The organism is Paenibacillus silvestris (assembly GCF_009882985.1).
GTDB lineage: Bacteria > Bacillota > Bacilli > Paenibacillales > NBRC-103111 > Paenibacillus_E > Paenibacillus_E silvestris.
Genome location: NZ_WTUZ01000022.1, coordinates 234,596 through 255,002 on the forward strand (window position 1 = coordinate 234,596; position 20,407 = coordinate 255,002).

Genomic DNA, 20,407 nt, shown 5'->3' on the forward strand with positions numbered 1-20,407 from the left:
ATCACTCTCCTTTTATAGTATCCAACCTCATTAAACGCTATTGATGGATTGATGTCAAAAGAAATGCAGGAAACAGTTACATAAAAAGCTCCCAGCCTTCCGAAGAAGGAGGGAGCATGAATGTTCGATTAAGCGAGTCCGGCGGAAAGGTCTTTTTCAGTCTCCTTGCTTGACTTTTTCGATTTATTTACTTTAATGTTGCCGATAAACAGTGTAAGAACAGCCCCGAGTAATACGAATACCAACCCGATAACGAATACTTGATGTAAGGAAGATACAAGGGCATTTTTCAAAATAGGAAGCATGTGCTCTACAAATTCTTTCGGCATTTTCGCCATCGTTTCAGGACTTAGCAGAGATGAATACAAGCCTTGCGGATTCGAGTGAATCATATCTGTCATCTGGTTGGATAACTGGCTTGCTTCTGCCGGCAGCTGTTTAACAACAGGTGTTAAATCTTGCTCGAGCAGAACCGATGATTTATGGTTCATAATTGCGCCTAGGATCGTCATACCAAACGTACCACCGATTTGACGGAAGAATTGGCTGGAAGACGTAACGACACCAAGCTCAGATTTCGGGAAACTTTCTTGTAAGGCGAGGGTCAGAATCGGCATAACAAGACCCATACCAAGACCCAGAATCAGCATAAAAGCAGAGGCTGTCAGCTTTGTGGTGTCTACGCCCATCGTGCTAAGGAAATAGAAACCAACGGCCATGATAATCATACCGGTTAACATTTGTTTACGCACACCGATTTTATGAATAAACTGACCAGATACTATGCTTGCAGCAATCATCGTAAGCATAAGAGGCATCATTACAGTACCGGACGCGGAAGCGCTGATCCCAACGATGCCTTGCATGAAGAGAGGTACGAACATAATAGCACCGAACATACCAACAGCCATAAGGAACCCTACACCGTTAATAGTTGTAAAAGTTCTATTTTTGAACAAACGAACAGGAAGAATTGGTTCTTGCGCTTTGCTTTCAATAATGACGAAGGATACCAAAGATACAATGGCTACTGCAAATAGACCAATGATTTGCCAAGATAACCAAGCATAATCCTTACCGCCGAATGTCAATGCTAGAAGCAAGGAAACAACACCGAGAACCATGGTGGCAATGCCCGGGATGTCGAATTTCACTTTACCGACTGCTTTATGCTTCGGCAATGCAATTGCGATTAAGACAACAGCCAGGATACCAACGGGAAGGTTGATGTAGAAAACCCAGCGCCAATCTAAAGCGTCAACGATCCAACCACCGATTTGGGGGCCGACAACAGAAGATAGACCGAAAATCGCACCGAATACACCTTGCCATTTGGCACGTTGTTTACCTGTAAACAAATCCCCGATAATAATCATGGCCATCGGCATCATAATACCGCCGCCTAGACCTTGCAAGCCGCGGAACAAGATGAGCTCAGTGATGTTCTGGGCCATACCACAAAGCGCAGAGGCGCCGATGAAAATAATAAGACCCGTTACATAAATAACGCGGCGACCCATTAAGTCAGCAAGCTTACCGGCGATTGGAACAATGACGGTTGAAGTCAGCATGTAAGCTGTTGTCAGCCAAGCCATTAGTGCAAGACCGCCTAGTTCACCAACGATACGTGGCATGGCCGTCCCGACAATCGTACCGTCGAGAGCACCGAATAGCATGGCAATAATAAGTCCTGTCAGCAGGAGGCCGCGATTTTTGAGCGGTGGCGCTGCTGACTCGGAAAGGTTGTCGTCAGAAATCGTTTTTTGTATAGTTTCCACTACAGTTCACTCCTTTTAAATAATAATGAATTTTAATAATAGGATGTTAGTTTTTCAAAAGCACTTACGAAGACGTTGAGTTCCTCTGGCGGGAGCTTAGATAAGCCGCGAGCAATCACGTCTTTTTGAACATTTTGAGCGGCCGTAAGAACCTCTTGCCCGAGCTCTGTATTTTCTACCAAAACAATGCGCCGATCTGTTTCATGATGCTTGCGTATGACATGTCCGCTTTGGACAAGACGATCGATCATCACCGTAATCGCACTTGGTTTGACCCCCATTTTCTCAGCGAGAACGGTTTGTTTTGGGGTTCCCTCTTTGGCGATCATGAATAGCATAAATAACTGCGGTCCCGTTAACTCTGATTTCAACTCGGCGAGTACGGCACTGCTAATTTTTCGATGGGCTGTTTCAAACGTCGTCCGAAAACGTATGGTATAAGCCATCAAGTCATCTTCCATTGAAAGTCTCCTTCTGGTTAATTATATGATCTAAATGTTAAACACTAAAATGTTTATATGAATTAATGTTTAAACTGTTTAAGTAAAATATACGCTTATTCACTTGTTGAGTCAACTGGGAAAATGCGAGATACGAGGGGCACGTACTTGCATATGAGCACTATCTTGCATATAATAACTGGTACATATACGTAAAAATGCTTTGACGGAGAAGAGTACGCAGTGCTTCTTGACAGGGAGGGTAAGCCGTTGATTGAGAGCTGGCCCCGAGAATCAGGCTGCAGAAGTTCGCTCCCGAGCAGTCCTTTGAACCGAGATAGCTTTATTGGCTTTCTTCTAAGTAGAGGGAACCGGACACATCGTCCGTTATCTGGAATGAAGTGAGATCATTTTTTGGCCTATGGCCGAGAGATGCATCTAATTAGGGTGGTACCACGGCTTTTCGTCCCTTGTGAGGGAGCGGAAGGTCTTTTTTGTGTTTTCATTTTGGTTGATTCAGGGCCTAATTCAGGAGGGATTGCAATGAAAGAGCGGTTAGAAGCTTTGAAGCAGGAAGCGCTGCAGGAGCTAAGCGGCGTACAAAGCCAGCAAGAGCTGAACGATTTACGTATTAAGTATATGGGTAAAAAAGGTCCATTAACCGAGGTTCTCCGCGGCATGGGTGCGCTAAGCGCAGAAGAAAGACCGATTATTGGGCAAGTAGCGAACGATGTTCGCGCTGCCATTGAATCGGTGATCGAAGAGAAGCAAGCAGCGTATCAGCAGCAAGAAACGGAGAACAGACTTCGCGCTGAAATGATCGACGTTACGCTGCCGGGCCGTCCATCTGCGCAAGGTGCGGTACACCCATTAAGCAAAGTGATCCAAGAGATTGAAGATATCTTCATCGGAATGGGGTATACCGTTGCAGAAGGACCAGAGGTTGAGCAGGATTATTACAACTTTGAAGCGCTGAATCTGCCCAAAGACCACCCAGCCCGCGATATGCAGGATTCCTTTTATATTACCGAAGAGATCTTGATGCGTACGCAAACCTCCCCTGTTCAAGTGAGAACGATGGAGAAACGTAAAGGCGAAGTTCCGATCAAAATCATCTGTCCGGGGAAAGTATACCGCCGCGACGACGACGATGCGACACATTCCCATATGTTCACGCAAATCGAAGGTCTGGTTATCGACCGTAACGTTCGAATGAGCGATTTGAAGGGCACCTTGCTGCAATTCGTGCAAGAAATGTACGGCAAAGAAACAAGAATCCGTTTGCGTCCGAGCTTCTTCCCTTTCACGGAGCCAAGTGTTGAAGTTGATGTGAGCTGTGCGATGTGTGGAGGCGTTGGCTGCCGTACCTGCAAACAAACAGGTTGGCTGGAGATTCTCGGAGCGGGTATGGTTCATCCGCGCGTTCTTGAGATGGGTGGCTACGATCCGAAGGAATACACAGGCTTTGCATTCGGTATGGGCGTTGAGCGTATTGCCATGCTGAAATACGGAATCGAAGACATCCGTCATTTCTACACGAATGATCTACGTTTCTTAAAACAATTCTTACATCTGTAAGCATCAGGAAAAGGAGGGGTTAAGCATGAATGTTTCATACCAATGGTTATCGGAATATGTAGATGTATCAGGCTTTACAGCAGAAGAATTAGCAGAGAAATTAACCCGAAGCGGCATCGAAGTGGATATCGTGGAGGATCGTAATAAAGGTGTAACGAACGTCGTTGTCGGGTATGTGAAATCCCGTGAGAAACATCCGGACGCAGACAAATTAAGCGTGTGTATCATTGATGCTGGTCAAGGCGAAGATTTGCAAATCGTCTGCGGAGCCAAAAATATTGATGCCGGCCAAAAAGTACCTGTCGCTATGATCGGTGCTGTTCTGCCAGGCGGACTGCAAATTAAACGTGCCAAACTGCGCGGCGTTGAGTCGCAAGGGATGATTTGCTCAGCCAAAGAGCTTGGTTTGAACGATAAGCTGCTTCCAAAAGAAATTCAGGAAGGTATTCTAGTACTTCCGCAAGAAACGGAAATCGGAAGTTCCGTTCTTGATGTTCTAGCCATTAATGACAAAGTGTTGGAACTCGATCTGACACCGAACCGTTCCGACTGCTTAAGCATGCTCGGAGCAGCTTATGAGATCGCAGCGATCCTTGGTCGCAGTGTCAAACTGCCGGATGCAGAAGCAGCGCTTGGGCAGGCTGGATCAGCCGGTGTGAAAGCCGCTGACCGCATCAGCGTGAAGGTCACAGCGTCGGAGCAGTGCTCGCACTACGCAGCTCGCCTGATCGAAGGTGTGCGCGTTGGCACTTCTCCGCTCTGGATGCAAAACCGTTTGATGGCCGCAGGGATCCGTCCCATCAATAACATCGTAGACATCACGAATTTCGTGATGCTGGAGTATGGTCAGCCGCTGCATGCTTTTGATGCTGAACAGCTGAACAATGGCCACATCGATGTACGCCTTGCTAAGGCAGGCGAGAAGCTTGTTACGCTTGACGATGTAGAGCGTACCCTAGAGCCGCACATGCTGCTTGTTACGGACGGCACGAAGCCTGTAGCGATCGCTGGTGTTATGGGCGGCGCGAATTCCGAAGTGACGAATGATACGACACGGATTTTACTTGAATCCGCTAAGTTCGCAGGCTCCTCTGTGCGCCGCACATCGCGCCAGCTTGGCCTTCGCTCTGAAGCGAGTCTTCGCTTCGAGAAAGAAGTGAACCCGGAAGCGGTGCTTCCGGCATTGAACCGCGCTGCTGCATTGATTGCTGAGTATGCAGGCGGTAAAGTCGCAGACGGCATCGCCCAAGCTGTTGCCGGCTCGCATAAACCAGTCAGCATCGAGCTGGCTGCTGACCGTGTGAACAACTATCTCGGTACGAAGCTTACGCTTGACGAGATGGGACAAATTATAGAGCGCCTGCACTTCACGTTCGAGCAGGCGGGAGAAGGCAAGCTGCTTGTGCACGTGCCGAGCCGCCGAGGAGACATCACGCGGGATGTTGATTTGATCGAAGAAGTGGCACGCCTCTTCGGCTATGATAACATCCCGACGACCTTGATGACTGGCGTGACGACGCCAGGCTCCTTGTCCAAAGAGCAGTCGATTCGCCGCATTGCGCGGAATCTCCTGACACAAAGCGGGCTGCATGAAGTCATTACCTATGCCTTCACGCACCCGGACCAAACGGCTTCGCTGCCTGGTCTATATCCAGCGGCTAAACCGATCTCCCTCGCAATGCCAATGAGCGAGGATCGCAGCCAATTGCGTACCAGCTTGCTTCCGCATTTACTGGAAGTAGTGAGTTACAACCGTAACCGTACGATGGACGACGTAGCTATTTTCGAAGTCGGCAAATCGTTCATCACAGATGAATCAACACTCACTACGCTGCCGCAAGAAAAGCTTCTGCTTTCTATTGTTATGACAGGCAAACGCCGCGGTGCTCATTGGGCTCAGAAGTCTGAAGCCGTTGATTTCTATGACATCAAAGGAATTTTTGACCGACTGATCAGCTACTTGGGTGTCAAAGGACTTACGTACACATCGGCTTCTCCTGAGGGCTTCCATCCTGGGCGTACAGCAGAGCTGCTGCTTACTTCCTCCGAAGGTTCGAAGGTTATTGGCCGTGTAGGTCAATTGCACCCAACCGTTCAACAGCAGCGTGATCTAGATGACACGTATGTGCTTGAAGTTGAGTTAACTCCAATCCTAGAAGCTGCCGGAGATGCGATTGTGTATAAGCTGCTGCCGCGTTACCCGTCCATTGGGCGTGATATTGCGGTCGTTGTCCATGCAAACGTACCGGTTGGTCTTATGGAGCAGTCGATTGCAGAAGTTGCCGGGGATTTGCTTGAATCTATCCAGGTTTTTGATATCTACACAGGAGAGCGTCTTGGTGCAAATCGTAAGAGCGTAGCTATCGCTCTCGTGTACCGTCATGCGGAAAGAACTCTGTTAGATGAAGAGGTCACCGAGCTCCATGCCAAAGTGGTTCAAACCCTTGAACAGCAATATGAGGCAGAGTTAAGAAAATAGTGCAAGTTTCTTCTAAGTTGCAGGAAAACAGGCTGGTCTTATCGAAATTAACGTCGATAAGGCCAGCCTTTTCATCTAAGGGGGAAATAATATGACTGCAGAAGACAAAACGAAAATAACCGTTGACATATATGGAAATCAATACAAGTTAAAAGCAGATACCAATACCAATTACATGAAACGTGTTGCGGAATACGTGAATGACCAAATGTTTCGCATAGCGAAGGGATACCCGCGATTAGATTCGCAAAGGATTGCTGTACTTGCTGCCGTGAACATGGCCGATGAATGCTTCCGAATGAATGAAATCATGGAAGAGCTAAGCGCAGCGCAGAAAGAACAAGAAGCAACCAAAGTTGCTTTTGAAAAAATGAACGTTACCTACAATCAATTAAAGCATGATTATGATAAACAGCAAGCGTTCGTGACTGAGCAAAAGGTTAAATTAGACCAAGCGCAGACACAGAAGGAGCAGCTCCAGCAAGACGTGCAGAAGGGCAAGGAAGAGCAGGAGATAGCCAAGCAGCAACTGCTGCAAGCTAAGCAGCAGCAAGATCAAGTCAAACAGCAGCAAGACCAAGCTAAACAGCAATATGATCAAACGAAACAACAGCTCGAACAAGAAAGAAAGCAAGTTGCCCAAACGCGGCAGCTGCTTGATCAAGAAAAACAGCAGCACCTACAAACGAAAAAGCAAATTGATCAGGGCAAGCAACAGCAAGAGCTGCTGAGACAGCAATTGCAGCAAGTTAAGAAGGAACAAGACCAAGCTAAGCTGGTTCATGAACAAATCAAACAAAAGCTTGAACAGGAGCAAAAGCAATTAACGCAAGCTCAGCAGTTGCTTGAACAGGAGAAACAGCAGCACTTGCAGGCCGTGCAGCTGCTTGAAGAAGGCAAGAAGGAACAAGAGCAACTGATACAGCAGTTGCAGCAAGCTAAGCAGGAGCAAGTTCAAGCTAACCAGCTAAATGAGGAAATCCAGGAACAACTTGAACAAGAGAAAAAACAAGCTATAGATACACAGCTATTGCTTGATCAGGAAAAGCAGCAGCAATTAGAACTTGAGCAACAGCTCGAACAAAATAAGCAACTACAAGCACAAATGGAGCAGCAGTTACAAGAAGCGGGTCAACAAAACGAAGAAGGCACACTTATTCAAGAGCAAATTAAACAACAGCTTAAAGCAGAGAAAGCGCAGTTCTTGCTAGCCAAACAGCAAATCGAACAAGGCAAACAACAACAAGAGCAGTTGAGACAGCAATTGCAGCAAGCCAAACAGCAGCAAGATCAAGCTAAGCAGTTCAGTGAACAGATCAAACAACAACTTGAACAAGAGAAGAAGCAAGTTTATAAGACGCAGCAAGAGCTTGAACAAGAGAAGAAGCAGCAAGTAGACCTGCAAGATCAGCTTGAACAAGAGAAGAAGCAGCAATTAGATTTGCAAGATCAGCTCGAACAGGAGAAAAAGCAACAATTTGTCTTGCAACAACAGCTGGAACAAAATAAGCAACTGCAAGAACAAATGGAGCATCAGTTACAAGAAGCTGGCCAACAGAATGAGAAATTCATTTCACTCCAAGCGCAAATGAAACAACAGCTTGAAGAAGAGAAACAGCAGTACTTGCTAGCCAAACAGCAAATCGAGCAAGAGAAAAAGCTGGTTCATAAGACACTACAACAGCTTGAACTGGAGAAACAGCAGCACTTAGCGTTGCAGGATAAACTTGAGCAAGAAAAAGAAGAAAAAGAAGCGCTAGTTCAAAGTTATTTGGAGGAAAAAGAATCGGCAGATTTGCAGTATCTAGAGGAAATTGAACGTATAGAGAGCAAACATAAAGAAGAACTACACGCAAATATTACCCGAGTTGAGCTAGAAAAGGTTGATATTGTAGGAAAATTCCAAGAGCAACAATCTAGTATCGTACAACAATATGAAGACCAAAAATCAACGATTATCCAACACTATCACACTCAAATAGAATCTTTAATTCAGCAGCAGCAACAGGAGAAACAATTGTTAAATCAATATTTTGAAGAGGAAAAAGAACGTCTTCATGAACGATATGATAGTGAGAAAGAAAAATTATTAAATCAGAACTTGAACGACGATGCCTTGCAAAAGGAACTTCAACAGGTTAAAGAAGAGTACAGAGAACTTCGTGAGGAATATGCTAAGCTGCAGAACGAGTATAATGAATGGATTGAATTAGTCGAAACAGACAGCCCGGTCCGGTAATCCGAGTGATCATGAACAAATTAGATTATATGTTATTGGCTATCGTCGTTTTGGGATTGCTGATTGGTTATTTTAGAGGCTTTATCGCTCAGATTGTCTCTGTCGCTGGGTTTGTGCTTGCCTACTTGGTAGCTTTTTATTTTTACAAGGATTTTGCGCCGCTGCTTCGGAATGCTATCTCATTACCCACTTATCAAAGTTATCAGAAATACGAATTTATCGTAAAAGGTCTCAATCTAGATACGTATATCTTGAATGCCATAGCCTTTGCCATCTTATTCTTTGGCGTCAAATTCGCCCTCGTATTCATCGGAAGAGCATTAAATATTTTAGCTAAAACGCCAGGCTTGAATGTCATTAATCGTTGGAGTGGGGCGTTACTTGGCTTGGCAGAAGCGCTCTTGATTGTCATTATTGCCGTGAACGTCATCACGATTATTCCATCGGATGGACTTCAAAAGCTGCTCTCGAGCTCAGCAGTAGCTCCTTATCTCATTAATGAATTACCCAACGTTGCAGGTAAATTGCAAGAGCTCTGGAAGCAAGGGATTCCCATATGAAAGCTGCCGATTTCTATTTCTATAGAAAAAGGCGGCTTTTATTTTTTTGGAGCATAAAAAAATGCCTTACCGCGGTAACTGCGATAAAGCATTTGTGAATTTGTTATTCAACAATCAATGTTGTTTTCATATTGGCATGGCCGCTTCCGCACATGATGGAGCAAGTGATAGGAAATGAACCGGCTTTGTCCGGGGTAAACGTAAATGTTTTGTTGCTGTTGTCAAGTTTAACGCTGAATTCCTTAATAGATGCACCGTGAACACCTTGTGAGTTGTCAAGCGTAATCGTGACAGGCTGACCTTTTTTTACGCGATATTCTGCTTGATCAAATTGGAAGTTAGTTGCTTTCAAAACCACGTTTTGACCACCAGCGGCAGCTTGCGTGGTTGCAGCTGGAGAAGTTGTTTCTGCTGGTTTGGACGCTTTACTTCCACAAGCAGTGATTGCAATAACTATAGCAACTCCCATTAAAAGCACGAGTAGTTTTTTCATAATACCCTCCGACTATAAAATGTATTTGTTTTCCTCTCAATTGTACATCACTCATTTGGAAAAAACAGTGACAAACTAGTGAAAGAGTTCGGAAGGGCTCAGAAAAGGAAAAGATCGGCCCGGCGGTTGAATACGCAGCAGACCGATCTTTTTTGGGCTTTATCATGGCTATCAGGACAACAAACTGATACAGTTATCGACGATCTTCTCTTCCTGTGATCCCTTGTTCGAAAGGGGTTTTCACAGGGATGAACAAGTCGATGATCCCAATGACTAAAGCGGCTAAAATCGCACCTATAATGCTCGTTGTAACATTGCTTACGACAAACTGGGCCGCCCAGATGACCAGTGCGCTCACCAGAAAGCCTACGATTCCTCTGCCAAAGGGAGTGATTTGCTTGCCGAAAATTCCTTCAATGATCCATGCCGCAATGGCAATGACCAAAGCAAGGAAAAACGCGCTCCAGAATCCGCCGACTTGAAATCCTGGCACTAACCAACTTACAAACATTAAGACCAAAGCAGATACAATAAACCTGACCAGATGTCCTAGAAGATGCATTCAAGAACCTCCTTTTTTCTACGATGAGACGAACCCGCCTTCATGATAGAAAAGATGTTTTTTGTTGAATTTTGCTTGGTGTGTTTGACATTTATTTCGATTCCTTGGCAGAAGGAATAGGTGCACAAATTAGTGTATCCAATTATGGAACAGATTATGGTAGGCAGCATCTTCCATATAACAATTGTCTCCGTAGCTAATCATACGCAAAATGGTTTATAATATAGGATAGAAATGAGGTTGGGACAGTTGAACAAGAAAATTATTAAAACATTAGAATATGCGAAAATTTTACATAAACTAGCTCATCATGCGGCTACGTCTCTAGGGAAAGAAGCTGTCCAAAATCTTGAACCGATTGGGGATTTTGAACTCGTTAAGCTGCGGCTGCAAGCGACCGATGAAGCGGTAAATGTAGAACGATTGAAAGGCAACGCCCCATTTGGCGGGATTCGCGACATTCGATCTTCCTTGCACCGTGCCAGAATTGGCGGGATGTTGAATCCAGCGGAATTGCTGGACATTTCGACGACGATGTTTGGTACCCGCAGGCTAAAAAGATTTATTCTGGCTGTTCACGAGGAATATCCGATTCCGATGCTCAAGGGGCAAGTGGAATTGCTCACGGAGAATAAGTCATTAGAAGATAAAATTAATAGCTGCATTGATGAGAATGCTGTTGTTGTTGATAGCGCAAGCATTGAACTAGGACGTGTGCGCAGTGAACTGCGGACAGGCGAGAGCAGAGTGCGTGAGCGTCTGGAGCAAATGCTGCGCAACTCATCGATACAGAAAATGCTGCAGGATGTGCTGATCACTATCCGCAACGATCGATACGTTATTCCGGTAAAATCGGAATATCGTTCTAACTTCGGTGGGATGATTCATGATCAATCGGCATCTGGAGCGACTTTATACATTGAACCCGATGCCATTGTTCAGTTGAACAATAAGATTCGTGAGCTCAAGTTCAAGGAAGAAGCGGAAATTGAGAAAATTTTGCGAGCCTTAACTGCGCTAGTGGCTGAACAGGTAGATGTTCTTGTTTATGATGTAGATCAGTTGGCAGAGCTGGACTTTACTTTCGCCAAAGCTGGTCTGGCTAGAGAGCTCAAGTCTACGATGCCAAGGTTGAATGACCGAGGTTTTATCAAGATCAAGCGCGGCCGTCATCCGCTTATCGCGGCAGAGCTCGTTGTTCCGCTTGATTTGGAATTAGGGAATGATTTTTCGCAAATTATCGTGACGGGGCCGAATACGGGGGGGAAAACAGTCTCACTCAAAACCGTGGGTTTATTAAGTTTGATGGCGATGTCAGGCTTGTTTGTACCCGCGGAAGAAGGCACGCAATTATGTGTATTTGATGCTATTTATGCCGATATTGGGGATGAACAGAGCATCGAGCAGAATCTAAGTACTTTTTCAAGTCATATGACTAACATTATCAGCATATTACGGGATATGACGCCTAAGAGCTTAGTGCTGCTTGACGAGCTTGGTGCGGGAACAGATCCTGCTGAGGGATCTGCGCTGGCGATTTCCATTCTTGATTATATCCACCAAATAGGCTGTCGAATCATTGCGACGACCCATTATTCGGAGCTTAAAGCTTACGCCTATCAGACAAAAGGCACAATAAACGCGAGTATGGAATTTGATATCCAAACCTTGAGTCCAACTTATCGTTTACTTGTAGGTGTTCCTGGGCGAAGCAACGCGTTTGCAATAGCCGAACGTCTTGGTTTGTCACGCCGAATTATTGAGCATGCTCGCACCCAGGTCGGCGAAGAGGACAAACGCGTAGAGTCTATGATCGCTTCTCTCGAAGAGAATCGACTAGTCGCCGAAGCGGAACGCGAGACCGCCGAGAGGCTGCGTCACGAGGCAGAAGAGATGCGCCGCACGCTAGAAGCGCAGCAGCTGAAGTTCGACGAGCAGCGCGATAAGCTGCTCGAGAAAGCCGAACGCGACGCGCGTGAGGCAGTCGCCAAGGCGCGCCGCGAGGCGGACGAAGTGATCGCCGACCTGCGGCGCATGGCGCAAGAAGAAGCCGGCGGGGTCAAGGACCACCGGCTGGTTGAAGCGAAGCGCCGCCTCGATCAGGCGGCGCCAGAACTGCGCGAGAAGCAAGTTCGCGCGGCGAAGAAGCGGCCTGAGAGAATCGAGGCCGGAGATGAAGTGCGTGTCGTGAGCCTGGGTCAGAAGGGTCACGTGGTTGAAATCGTCAGCCCTACGGAAGCCACTGTGCAGCTAGGGATTATGAAGATGAAGGTTGAGCTAACCAACCTCGAGAAAATAGGCAGTCCTGTTCAGAAGAAACCGGCTCATCAAACGGCTGTTACGGTCAAACGAACAAGGGATGACAGCATCCGAATGGAATTGGATATGCGCGGGTTGAACATGGAGGAAGCATTGATTGAGGCAGATCGTTTCCTTGATGAGTCTTTCCTTGGCAATCTGGGGCAAGTATACCTGATTCATGGCAAAGGAACAGGTGTGCTGCGCACAGGCATGCAGGAGTATCTGCGCCGCCACAAACATGTGAAAAGTTACCGCATGGGGAACTACAACGAAGGCGGAGCGGGAGTAACAGTTGTGGAATTGAAATAACTTTTAAAAATATTTTCAACTTTTTGAAACTCATTCTTTGGGATTGCGTATTTAATGTGTGTAAGCACCGGTGATTAGAAAACAAAACGCAACACCAATTATAAAATAAATAAGGTTTAACCTTAGGAGGAATTCAGAATGGGTATTTTTAAAAGATTACGTGATATGACGATGGCTTCGGTGAATGACTTGCTGGACAAAGCTGAAGACCCGGTTAAGATGTTAAATCAGTTTTTGCGTGACATGGAAGAAGACATCTTGGAAGCAGAATCTGCGGTCGCTAAGCAAATTGCTATCGAGAAGAAATTCAAGCTTCAATATGAAGAATCAGAAGAAATGGTTACCAAACGCACAGAGCAAGCTATGAAAGCTCTTGAAGCTGGCAATGAAGATTTGGCTCGTCGCGCTCTGGAAGACAAGAAAGAGCAGCAAACTCGTTTCGATGAGTTGAAACGCCAATATGATCTTGCCAAAACCAATGCGGATCAGCTTCGCAACCAGTTGACTGAGATGAAAGATGAGTTCAACAAAATGAAAAACAAGAAAGATTTGTTGATTGCTCGTGCTGAAACAGCAAAAGCGCAAAAACAAATCAATCAAGCGATGTCCGGGTTCGGTACAGACAACGCAGCCAAAGGCTTTGACCGCATGAGCGAGAAAGTACTTCAAATGGAAGCTGAAGCACAAGCAAGCGGTGAGATTCGTTCCAAAAGCCGCAGCTTGGACGATGAGCTAGAAGGACTTGGCGCAAGCAAAAGCGGCATCGATGATGAATTGGCAGCCATGAAAGCAAAGCTTGCTGAAAAAAAACAATCTTAATGATATACTAATAGTACCTGCGAGAGACTGAGCCAAACTCAGTCTCTTCTACCGTATATAGGGATTTTTAAATCAAGGTTTAAACTCTCTACGTGGAAGGAAGGCAGGAGACGATATGAATGAAGAGGTGGATGTGTTGCTGAGTAATCCGTATTTATCGACGCTTGCATTTTTTGCAGTTGCTGTCATCGCGCTTGTGGTATTTTTAACGATTTTCGAAATGGTCACGAAGTATGATGACTGGGCAGAGATCAAAAAGGGTAACTTGTCTGTAGCCATGGCGACAGGCGGGAAAATTTTTGGGATATGTAACTTGTTCCGGTTTGCCATTTTGAATAATGACACGATGATTCACTCTCTTATTTGGGCAGGCTACGGATTCTTGCTATTACTGGCAGCCTACTTCATTTTTGAGTTCTTAACTCCTTATTTTAAAATTGATGAAGAAATCAAAAAAGATAATCGTGCTGTAGGTTTCTTGTCTTTGACGCTATCTGTCTCCCTATCTTACGTAGTGGGCGCGTGCGTAACTTAGAATCATACATAGTCTTGGAGGCTTGAACATGAAATACCTGTGGGGCACCTTGTTTGCTATTGCATTTGTATTTATGGCGGCAGGGATTTATTATTTAATGAAATTTGCTTGAGTGCAATAGATGGAGGATTACGTCATGAGTGCGAATGAAGAAGTTGTTTGTCCTTGGTGCCAAACGGAGATTGTTTGGGATCCGGAGATTGGTCCAGAGGATGAATGTCCGCATTGTTTTAATGAGTTGAATGATTATCGCAGTATTGATTTGAAAGTGAAATTAACGGGTCAACCGCTCCGTTTTCAAGAGCAGGAGTTCCCTGATGCTGATGAAGATTTGTCTTTGGCATGGGATGACTCGGATGAGCCGCTTGATAAATATGGGGAAAAAGTACAGCATATCACGGATGAGCAGGAAGAAGCTCCTGAATGCTCGAACTGTCACGAGCTGCTTCTGCTTGCCGGGAATGAAATCGTAAACGAAACTTCGTTCACACCAACGATTCCCAAAACGCTGGGCAGCGCATTCCTGACGGCGCCATTCACGATGAATGTGTATGTGTGTCCATCCTGTTTTAAAGTGGAAAAAGTATTGTCCGATACAGACCGATTACTCATGGTTGAACGCATTAAATCGGAGTAAAAAAGTGAACCGAGTCCTCAGGGATTCGGTTTTTTTATTAGGGAAATACCTCATACTTTCATCCGAATAGGGAAGCTTAACTAGAACTATTTCTTATCCGAGGGGAAAGGTGAGGGAAGTATGCACAATGATGAGAGTATGCAGCGAACGCAGCTAGGTAAAGGGAAAGAACGACAGAACGGCAATTATTTTGAGGATCGCGATAAACAACCTGTTGAGGATAATAAGCCGGAAGCAAAAAAAGGGAGATTAGACTCACAGGCGATTCTTCTGCTTATTGTCCATACGCTGTTTGGCAGCGCAAATGCTTTGTCGGGAACTTTCGTTGGCGTATATTTGTGGAAGGCCAAAAATGACTACGCTTTAATTGGCTGGTTCACATTAGCGACTCATTTGACAATGGCCGTGACCTTCTGGTTAGCAGGGAAATGGGTGAAGGAGCATAACAAAATGAACTGCTTGCGCATTGGCGTAGCCATTTCAGCAGTCTTTTATATGCTAGTTCTATGGTTGGGAGCGAATAGCTTTCAATATTTTGTGTGGCTGGGCATCGTGCAAGGGATTTCAGCTGGGCTGTTCTGGGTCGCTTTTAACGTTGTTTATTTTGAGGTGACGGACCCTGACAATCGAGATCGATTTAACGGTTCTGTAGGGCTGCTAGGAGCTGGGGCGGGCATTGTTGCTCCATGGATTTCAGGGTTATTGATTGTGAGTTTGGGAGATATCAAGGGCTACCGGTTAATCTTTTCGATTTCACTCGGCATCTTTTTGTTAGGTGTAGTGATTAGCTTTTTCTTGAAAAAGAGAAAAGTGCAAGGTACTTACGAATGGATGTTTCCTATTCGAAGTCTCCGGCAAGCGGAAACGCCTTGGAAGCGAGTTAGCTTGGCCTTGGTTTTTCAGGGCGTTAGGGAAGGTGTCTTCGGCTTCATGATCGCTCTGCTCGTTTACATTTCCACATCAAGTGAAGCGAGTTTAGGGAACTTTGTGTTGATTACATCAGCGGTTTCTTTAGTTAGCTTCTGGGCGGCAGGTCGGTTTATTAAGCCTCATTTCCGTAAAGTTAGTATGTTTATCGGCGCGGCTATGGTGGTAGCGATCATTCTTCCTTTTTTCTGGAAAATGGGATACAGCACTTTGCTGATTTTCGGATTGGGGTCAGCGCTATTCTTTCCTATGTACTCCGTACCGATGGTATCAGCCGTATTTGATCTGATTGGTTCCACAGAAGCAAGTGCTAAGCAGAGAGAAGAGTATATCGTGCTTCGTGAGCTTGCTTTAAATGTTGGCAGGGTCTGCGGGGTTCTGCTGTTCATCGGTGTGATTTCGTGGAGCAAAACGCCGCTCGTTATTAATGTGCTGTTACTAATCATTGGCAGCTCTCCACTTTTTAGCTGGTATTTTATGAAAAAGCAGTTATCTGTAATTAAAACTTGACATCTCTTAGACTTCCCGATAAAAATGTGGATAGTGTTGGTTATTGGGAAGAGGAGGGGGAAACCCTTGGCACATAAAAAAATGGTGAACAGCATCACAGAACTAATTGGTGATACGCCGGCAGTCCGAATTCATCGCTTGGTAGCACCTGGTGATGCCGAGTTGTATGTAAAACTTGAATATTTTAACCCAAGCGGCAGCGTGAAAGATCGGGCGGCTTTTAACTTAATCGAGCAAGCGGAAATCAGCGGGCTGCTCCGCCCAGGCGCAACGATCATCGAGCCGACCAGCGGCAACACGGGCATTGGTCTGGCGATGAACGCCGCAGCCAAAGGCTATAAAGCGATTCTTATCATGCCGGATAATATGTCGAAAGAACGGATCAACCTGCTCAAGGCCTATGGCGCAGAGGTTGTCCTAACGCCTGCCGCGCAGAGGATGCCAGGAGCTATTGCCAAAGCACAAGAGTTAAGAGATCAAATCCCGAACAGCTACATCCCTCAGCAGTTCGAGAATCCGGCTAATCCGAGCATTCACCGGGTTACGACAGCGCCTGAGATTTTGGAGCAAATGGAAGGACGTCTGGATGCTTTCGTTGCTACTTCAGGCACCGGTGGAACCATTACTGGAACGGGTGAGGTGCTCCGCGAGAAGCTGCCGAACATACAGATTTATGTCGTTGAGCCTAAGGGGTCTCCGGTATTATCTGGAGGCAGCCCAGGACCGCATAAGCTTGTTGGCACGAGCCCGGGCTTTGTACCCTCTATTTTGAATACGAGCATTTATGATGAGATTGTACAAGTGTCAGATGAGGATGCGATCGGCACGATGAAAGACTTGGCTAGTAAAGAAGGTATCCTCGTAGGGCCGTCTGCTGGTGCATCGGTTTGGACAGGATTGCAAATTGCCCGTAAGCTTGGAGCAGGGAAAAGGGTGCTTTGTATTGCACCGGATACGGGTGAAAGATATTTAAGTATGGACCTATTTTGAATATAGGATAGGTAAGGAGTACGGCTTACTGGATGGAATCGTCCAGAAGTCGTATTTTTTTTATATTTGATAAAAAAATATTGAATAAAAATTCATTGTTGAGTATAATTATAGAAGTAACAAAGCGATTGCAGAGAGGTGGATTTACCTTGAAATTAGCCTACATTAATGGGCAACCCAAAGATGATCAACTCCTTGAGTTTATACAGACATATACAAATGAATGCATAACAACCGGATCTCAAAGTCAAGTGAACTGGGATCAACTGGAATCACAAAATGTGATTTCGGTGTATGATGAGAATACGCTTGTCGGAATTGGCTGCATGGCTGGTCAACCGAGTATCCATGTGCGACCTACGTATGAACACCGTGAAATTGAACATATGGTTGCTAAATTGTTGAAAGCTGGCATCTAAGTTGATTGTAAAAGTTATAAGCTGCCTTGTTCGAGGTAGCTTTTTTTGTTCTTGGGCAAGAAACATGAATTATACACAAATTATCTGAAAATTTGATGAGCGTAGTAATTGAATTAGGACAGCAATTCATTGTAAGATGAAAGGATGAAATGAATACGATCTCAGAAAGGTTGGTTAACCATGGATGCTTTGAAGCTTAAAATTCTCGAATTACTGAAAGAAGACGCCCGCCGGAGCGCGGAACTCATCGCCACAATGTTAGGAACGGCGGAGGACGAGGTGGCGCGAGCGATAAGCGAGATGGAAGCGGATAAGGTCATCGTCAAGTACGCCACAGTTGTTAACTGGAGCAAAGTAGATGACGAAAAGGTTACCGCCCTAATTGAAGTGCAAATTACGCCTGAACGCGGACGCGGGTTCGACGCTATTGCGGAACGGATCTATTTATATCCAGAGGTCAAATCTGTGTATCTCATGTCTGGCGCTTACGATTTACTTGTAGAGATCGAAGGGAATTCACTTAAACAAGTCGCTTCTTTTGTATCTAACAAGCTATCACCTATTGATCGCGTGCTTTCAACCAAAACGAATTTTATCTTGAAAAAATACAAACAAGACGGCATCATTTTCGAGGATCAGGCAGATGATCATCGGATGCTTGTCTCTCCGTAAGGAAGAGGTAGCGCCATGATCAAAAATGAGACAATTGTAGAGCCGAACAAAGTGAAATCCATGCAAGGTTACCTTGCACCTGCCGTACGTGAAATGAAGCCTTCAGGCATTCGGAAGTTTTTTGATCTAGTTAGCAACAGCAAGGATGATATTATTTCCCTTGGTGTAGGGGAGCCGGATTTCTCCACCCCTTGGCACGTACGTGAGGCAGCTGTTTACTCCTTAGAGCGCGGCAGAACGAAATATACACCAAACTCAGGGATTCCTGAGCTTCGTGAAGCGATTGCGGATTATTTGTACACGTCATTTAAAGTGAAATACGAGCCGTCCAATGAAGTTCTGGTGACTGTCGGAGGCAGTGAGGCCATTGACTTGGCCTTGCGTGCTTTGATTACGCCAGGGGACGAGATTCTGATTCCAGAACCTTGCTACATCTCTTACTCGCCAATTACGAGTATTAGCGGCGGTGTTCCTGTCGGAATCGAAACATTCGCGAAGGACCAGTTCAAGTTAACGGAGAAGGCCCTCCGTGATGTCATCACGCCACGCTCCAAAATTTTAATTCTATGCTATCCAAGCAACCCTACTGGCGGCATAATGACTTATGAGGACTGGCTGCCGATTGCCAAAGTTGTCGAAGAGAACGATCTTATTGTCATTTCGGATGAAATTTATGCGGAATTGACTTACGGTCAGAAGCATGTAAGTTTTGCAGCTGTTCCCGGTATGAAAGATCGGACGATTCTAGTCAGCGGCTTCTCCAAAGCATTTGCGATGACGGGCTGGAGAATGGGATACGCATGCGGTCACCAAGAGCTGATCTCGGCTATGACCAAAATTCACCAATATACGGTAATGTGCGCACCTGTTATGGGTCAAGTTGCTGCACACGAGGCTTTGACGAATGGTTTGGAAGAGAAAGATCGCATGATAGAATCCTACAATCAACGCAGGCGTCTGGTTGTCAAAGGGTTCCGCGATATTGGACTTGAGTGCCATGAACCGCAAGGTGCTTTCTATGCTTTCCCAAGTATTATAGCCACAGGACTAACGTCAGATGAATTTGCCCAGCGGCTTTTATTCGAAGCTAAGGTTGCTGCCGTACCAGGAGATGTGTTTGGATTAGGTGGGGAAGGATTCCTGCGTTGCTCCTATGCGTATAGTGTTTCTCAACTGAATGAAGCATTGGAGAGAATCGGAAAATTTCTAAGAAATTTGTAATTCTATACGAAAAATCTATGTTCATTATTCACGAAAACTGGTATTCTTGTAATAAGGAGGGATGAGCATGGCTTTCATGGAATACCAACTATCAACCTATCGAAAACATTTACAAATCAATGAACAAGATTTCGAACAACGTTGGTTGACTAAGCGTGCTAAGAAACGTAACTCCCTAAACTTATTAGAAGAAGAGATTCATTCTCTACGGCGCAGGTTAGAACAGATGGTTCTAGACGGGGAAGAAATGACATCCGAATCCGTCGTGGAACTTAGTACGATACTTGATCTCAAAATAAATGAATATATGAATAATTGGAAGAAAAGTCGGTGAAAACCGACTTTTCTCACGACTATCGATAGATTAAGATCGTATACGGAGGTACTTTTACAACATGAAATTGAAATTGATAATGGTAGTGCTGGTGTCGGCGCTTATGGTGATGCTTGCGGGTTGCGGTGGACCGAAACCGGATGTTTCCATATTTGTAATGGGTCAAAATGGCTTCCCAAGTGATGCAGGTGAGAAACTCGAGGCATCCTTGAAATCGAAGGTTGGTGAGGTTCCTACCATCAAGTTGAATACATCTCCTATTTTCTCCATGGAGAAAATGATCGTTGAACTGGCAGCAGGAGGAAATGGTATCTTCATTCTTGCGGATGAGCAATTTAAAACATTAAGCCAACAAGCTGGGTTTCTATCTTTGGACGAGACGATTAACCCTTCTGATTACCCAGATGGGGTTGTGGAAATCGCGGAAGAGGGCAAGCCTGCCGAAAAGCATCTGTATGGGATTCCGCTCTCAGGGAACAAGTGGATGAAGGAACAAGGATTTGAAGGAAAAGGACTTATTGCTTTTATTCCTGTCAATGCGCCGAAGCAAGAGGAAGCCAAGAAAGTACTTAAGGTTATTGCACAAAAGTAGCAAGAAGTCTAT

General features: G+C 45.3%; 19 protein-coding genes. 15 read left to right on the forward strand and 4 right to left on the reverse strand.

Translation table 11 applies throughout. From position 1 onward, the window contains the following. Positions 1-128: 128 nt before the first annotated feature. Complete coding sequence (locus GQF01_RS21570) at positions 129-1,757, reverse strand: MDR family MFS transporter (RefSeq protein WP_328803537.1); 1,629 nt, start codon at positions 1,755-1,757, stop codon at positions 129-131. 53 nt (positions 1,758-1,810) lie between these two features. Continuing rightward, positions 1,811-2,239 (reverse strand): MarR family winged helix-turn-helix transcriptional regulator, encoded by a 429-nt coding sequence (locus tag GQF01_RS21575; protein WP_161408755.1) that lies wholly within the window; start codon positions 2,237-2,239, stop codon positions 1,811-1,813. Positions 2,240-2,761: 522 nt separating this feature from the next. Between GQF01_RS21575 and pheS the strand changes: the two genes are divergently transcribed. From pheS to GQF01_RS21595, 4 genes are all read left to right on the forward strand, one after another. Beyond that, positions 2,762-3,796, forward strand: a complete 1,035-nt coding sequence (gene pheS / locus GQF01_RS21580) for a phenylalanine--tRNA ligase subunit alpha (protein ID WP_161408756.1) — start codon at positions 2,762-2,764, stop codon at positions 3,794-3,796. Positions 3,797-3,821: 25 nt separating this feature from the next. Further along, positions 3,822-6,275, forward strand: a complete 2,454-nt coding sequence (gene pheT, locus GQF01_RS21585) for a phenylalanine--tRNA ligase subunit beta (RefSeq protein WP_161408757.1) — start codon at positions 3,822-3,824, stop codon at positions 6,273-6,275. 91 nt (positions 6,276-6,366) lie between these two features. Next, positions 6,367-8,514, forward strand: coding sequence for a cell division protein ZapA (locus GQF01_RS21590; protein ID WP_161408758.1), 2,148 nt, complete (start codon positions 6,367-6,369; stop codon positions 8,512-8,514). A gap of 11 nt (positions 8,515-8,525) precedes the next feature. Continuing rightward, positions 8,526-9,074 carry a CvpA family protein gene (locus tag GQF01_RS21595; RefSeq protein WP_161408759.1) on the forward strand — a complete coding sequence of 183 codons (549 nt, stop codon included), beginning with the start codon at positions 8,526-8,528 and terminating at the stop codon, positions 9,072-9,074. A 103-nt stretch (positions 9,075-9,177) separates the two neighbouring features. Here the strand turns inward: GQF01_RS21595 and GQF01_RS21600 are convergent, their stop codons facing one another. Continuing rightward, a complete protein-coding gene (locus tag GQF01_RS21600) occupies positions 9,178-9,567 on the reverse strand; it encodes a cupredoxin domain-containing protein (protein ID WP_161408760.1) in 390 nt (129 codons plus the stop codon). Positions 9,568-9,760: 193 nt separating this feature from the next. Next, positions 9,761-10,129, reverse strand: a complete 369-nt coding sequence (locus tag GQF01_RS21605; RefSeq protein ID WP_161408761.1) for a phage holin family protein — start codon at positions 10,127-10,129, stop codon at positions 9,761-9,763. Between the two features lie 249 nt (positions 10,130-10,378). On the opposite strand from GQF01_RS21605, the gene GQF01_RS21610 reads away from it, so the two are divergent. The 11 genes from GQF01_RS21610 (at position 10,379) to GQF01_RS21660 (ending at position 20,395) form a co-directional block, all read left to right on the forward strand. Continuing rightward, positions 10,379-12,739: an endonuclease MutS2 gene (locus GQF01_RS21610; protein WP_328803505.1), complete on the forward strand. Its 2,361-nt coding sequence runs from the start codon at positions 10,379-10,381 to the stop codon at positions 12,737-12,739. A gap of 138 nt (positions 12,740-12,877) precedes the next feature. Further along, positions 12,878-13,558 carry a PspA/IM30 family protein gene (locus tag GQF01_RS21615; protein WP_161408763.1) on the forward strand — a complete coding sequence of 227 codons (681 nt, stop codon included), beginning with the start codon at positions 12,878-12,880 and terminating at the stop codon, positions 13,556-13,558. 115 nt (positions 13,559-13,673) lie between these two features. Continuing rightward, positions 13,674-14,093 (forward strand): DUF350 domain-containing protein, encoded by a 420-nt coding sequence (locus tag GQF01_RS21620; protein ID WP_057304794.1) that lies wholly within the window; start codon positions 13,674-13,676, stop codon positions 14,091-14,093. 136 nt (positions 14,094-14,229) lie between these two features. Then, positions 14,230-14,730: a hypothetical protein gene (locus tag GQF01_RS21625; protein ID WP_161408764.1), complete on the forward strand. Its 501-nt coding sequence runs from the start codon at positions 14,230-14,232 to the stop codon at positions 14,728-14,730. Positions 14,731-14,868: 138 nt separating this feature from the next. Continuing rightward, complete coding sequence (locus GQF01_RS21630) at positions 14,869-16,167, forward strand: MFS transporter (RefSeq protein WP_235960132.1); 1,299 nt, start codon at positions 14,869-14,871, stop codon at positions 16,165-16,167. Positions 16,168-16,191: 24 nt separating this feature from the next. Then, positions 16,192-17,157: a cysteine synthase A gene (gene cysK, locus GQF01_RS21635; protein WP_161408766.1), complete on the forward strand. Its 966-nt coding sequence runs from the start codon at positions 16,192-16,194 to the stop codon at positions 17,155-17,157. Positions 17,158-17,306: 149 nt separating this feature from the next. Next, positions 17,307-17,576: a hypothetical protein gene (locus GQF01_RS21640; protein WP_161408767.1), complete on the forward strand. Its 270-nt coding sequence runs from the start codon at positions 17,307-17,309 to the stop codon at positions 17,574-17,576. A 180-nt stretch (positions 17,577-17,756) separates the two neighbouring features. Then, positions 17,757-18,248 (forward strand): Lrp/AsnC family transcriptional regulator, encoded by a 492-nt coding sequence (locus GQF01_RS21645; protein WP_161408768.1) that lies wholly within the window; start codon positions 17,757-17,759, stop codon positions 18,246-18,248. A 15-nt stretch (positions 18,249-18,263) separates the two neighbouring features. Beyond that, the gene (locus tag GQF01_RS21650; protein ID WP_161408769.1) at positions 18,264-19,469 is read left to right on the forward strand and encodes an aminotransferase class I/II-fold pyridoxal phosphate-dependent enzyme; all 1,206 of its coding nucleotides are present in this window, start codon (positions 18,264-18,266) and stop codon (positions 19,467-19,469) included. A 67-nt stretch (positions 19,470-19,536) separates the two neighbouring features. Beyond that, entirely contained in the window at positions 19,537-19,803 is a 267-nt protein-coding gene (locus tag GQF01_RS21655) for an aspartyl-phosphate phosphatase Spo0E family protein (RefSeq protein WP_127457311.1), read from the forward strand. Between the two features lie 61 nt (positions 19,804-19,864). After that, the gene (locus tag GQF01_RS21660) at positions 19,865-20,395 is read left to right on the forward strand and encodes a hypothetical protein (RefSeq protein ID WP_161408770.1); all 531 of its coding nucleotides are present in this window, start codon (positions 19,865-19,867) and stop codon (positions 20,393-20,395) included. Positions 20,396-20,407: the final 12 nt, after the last annotated feature.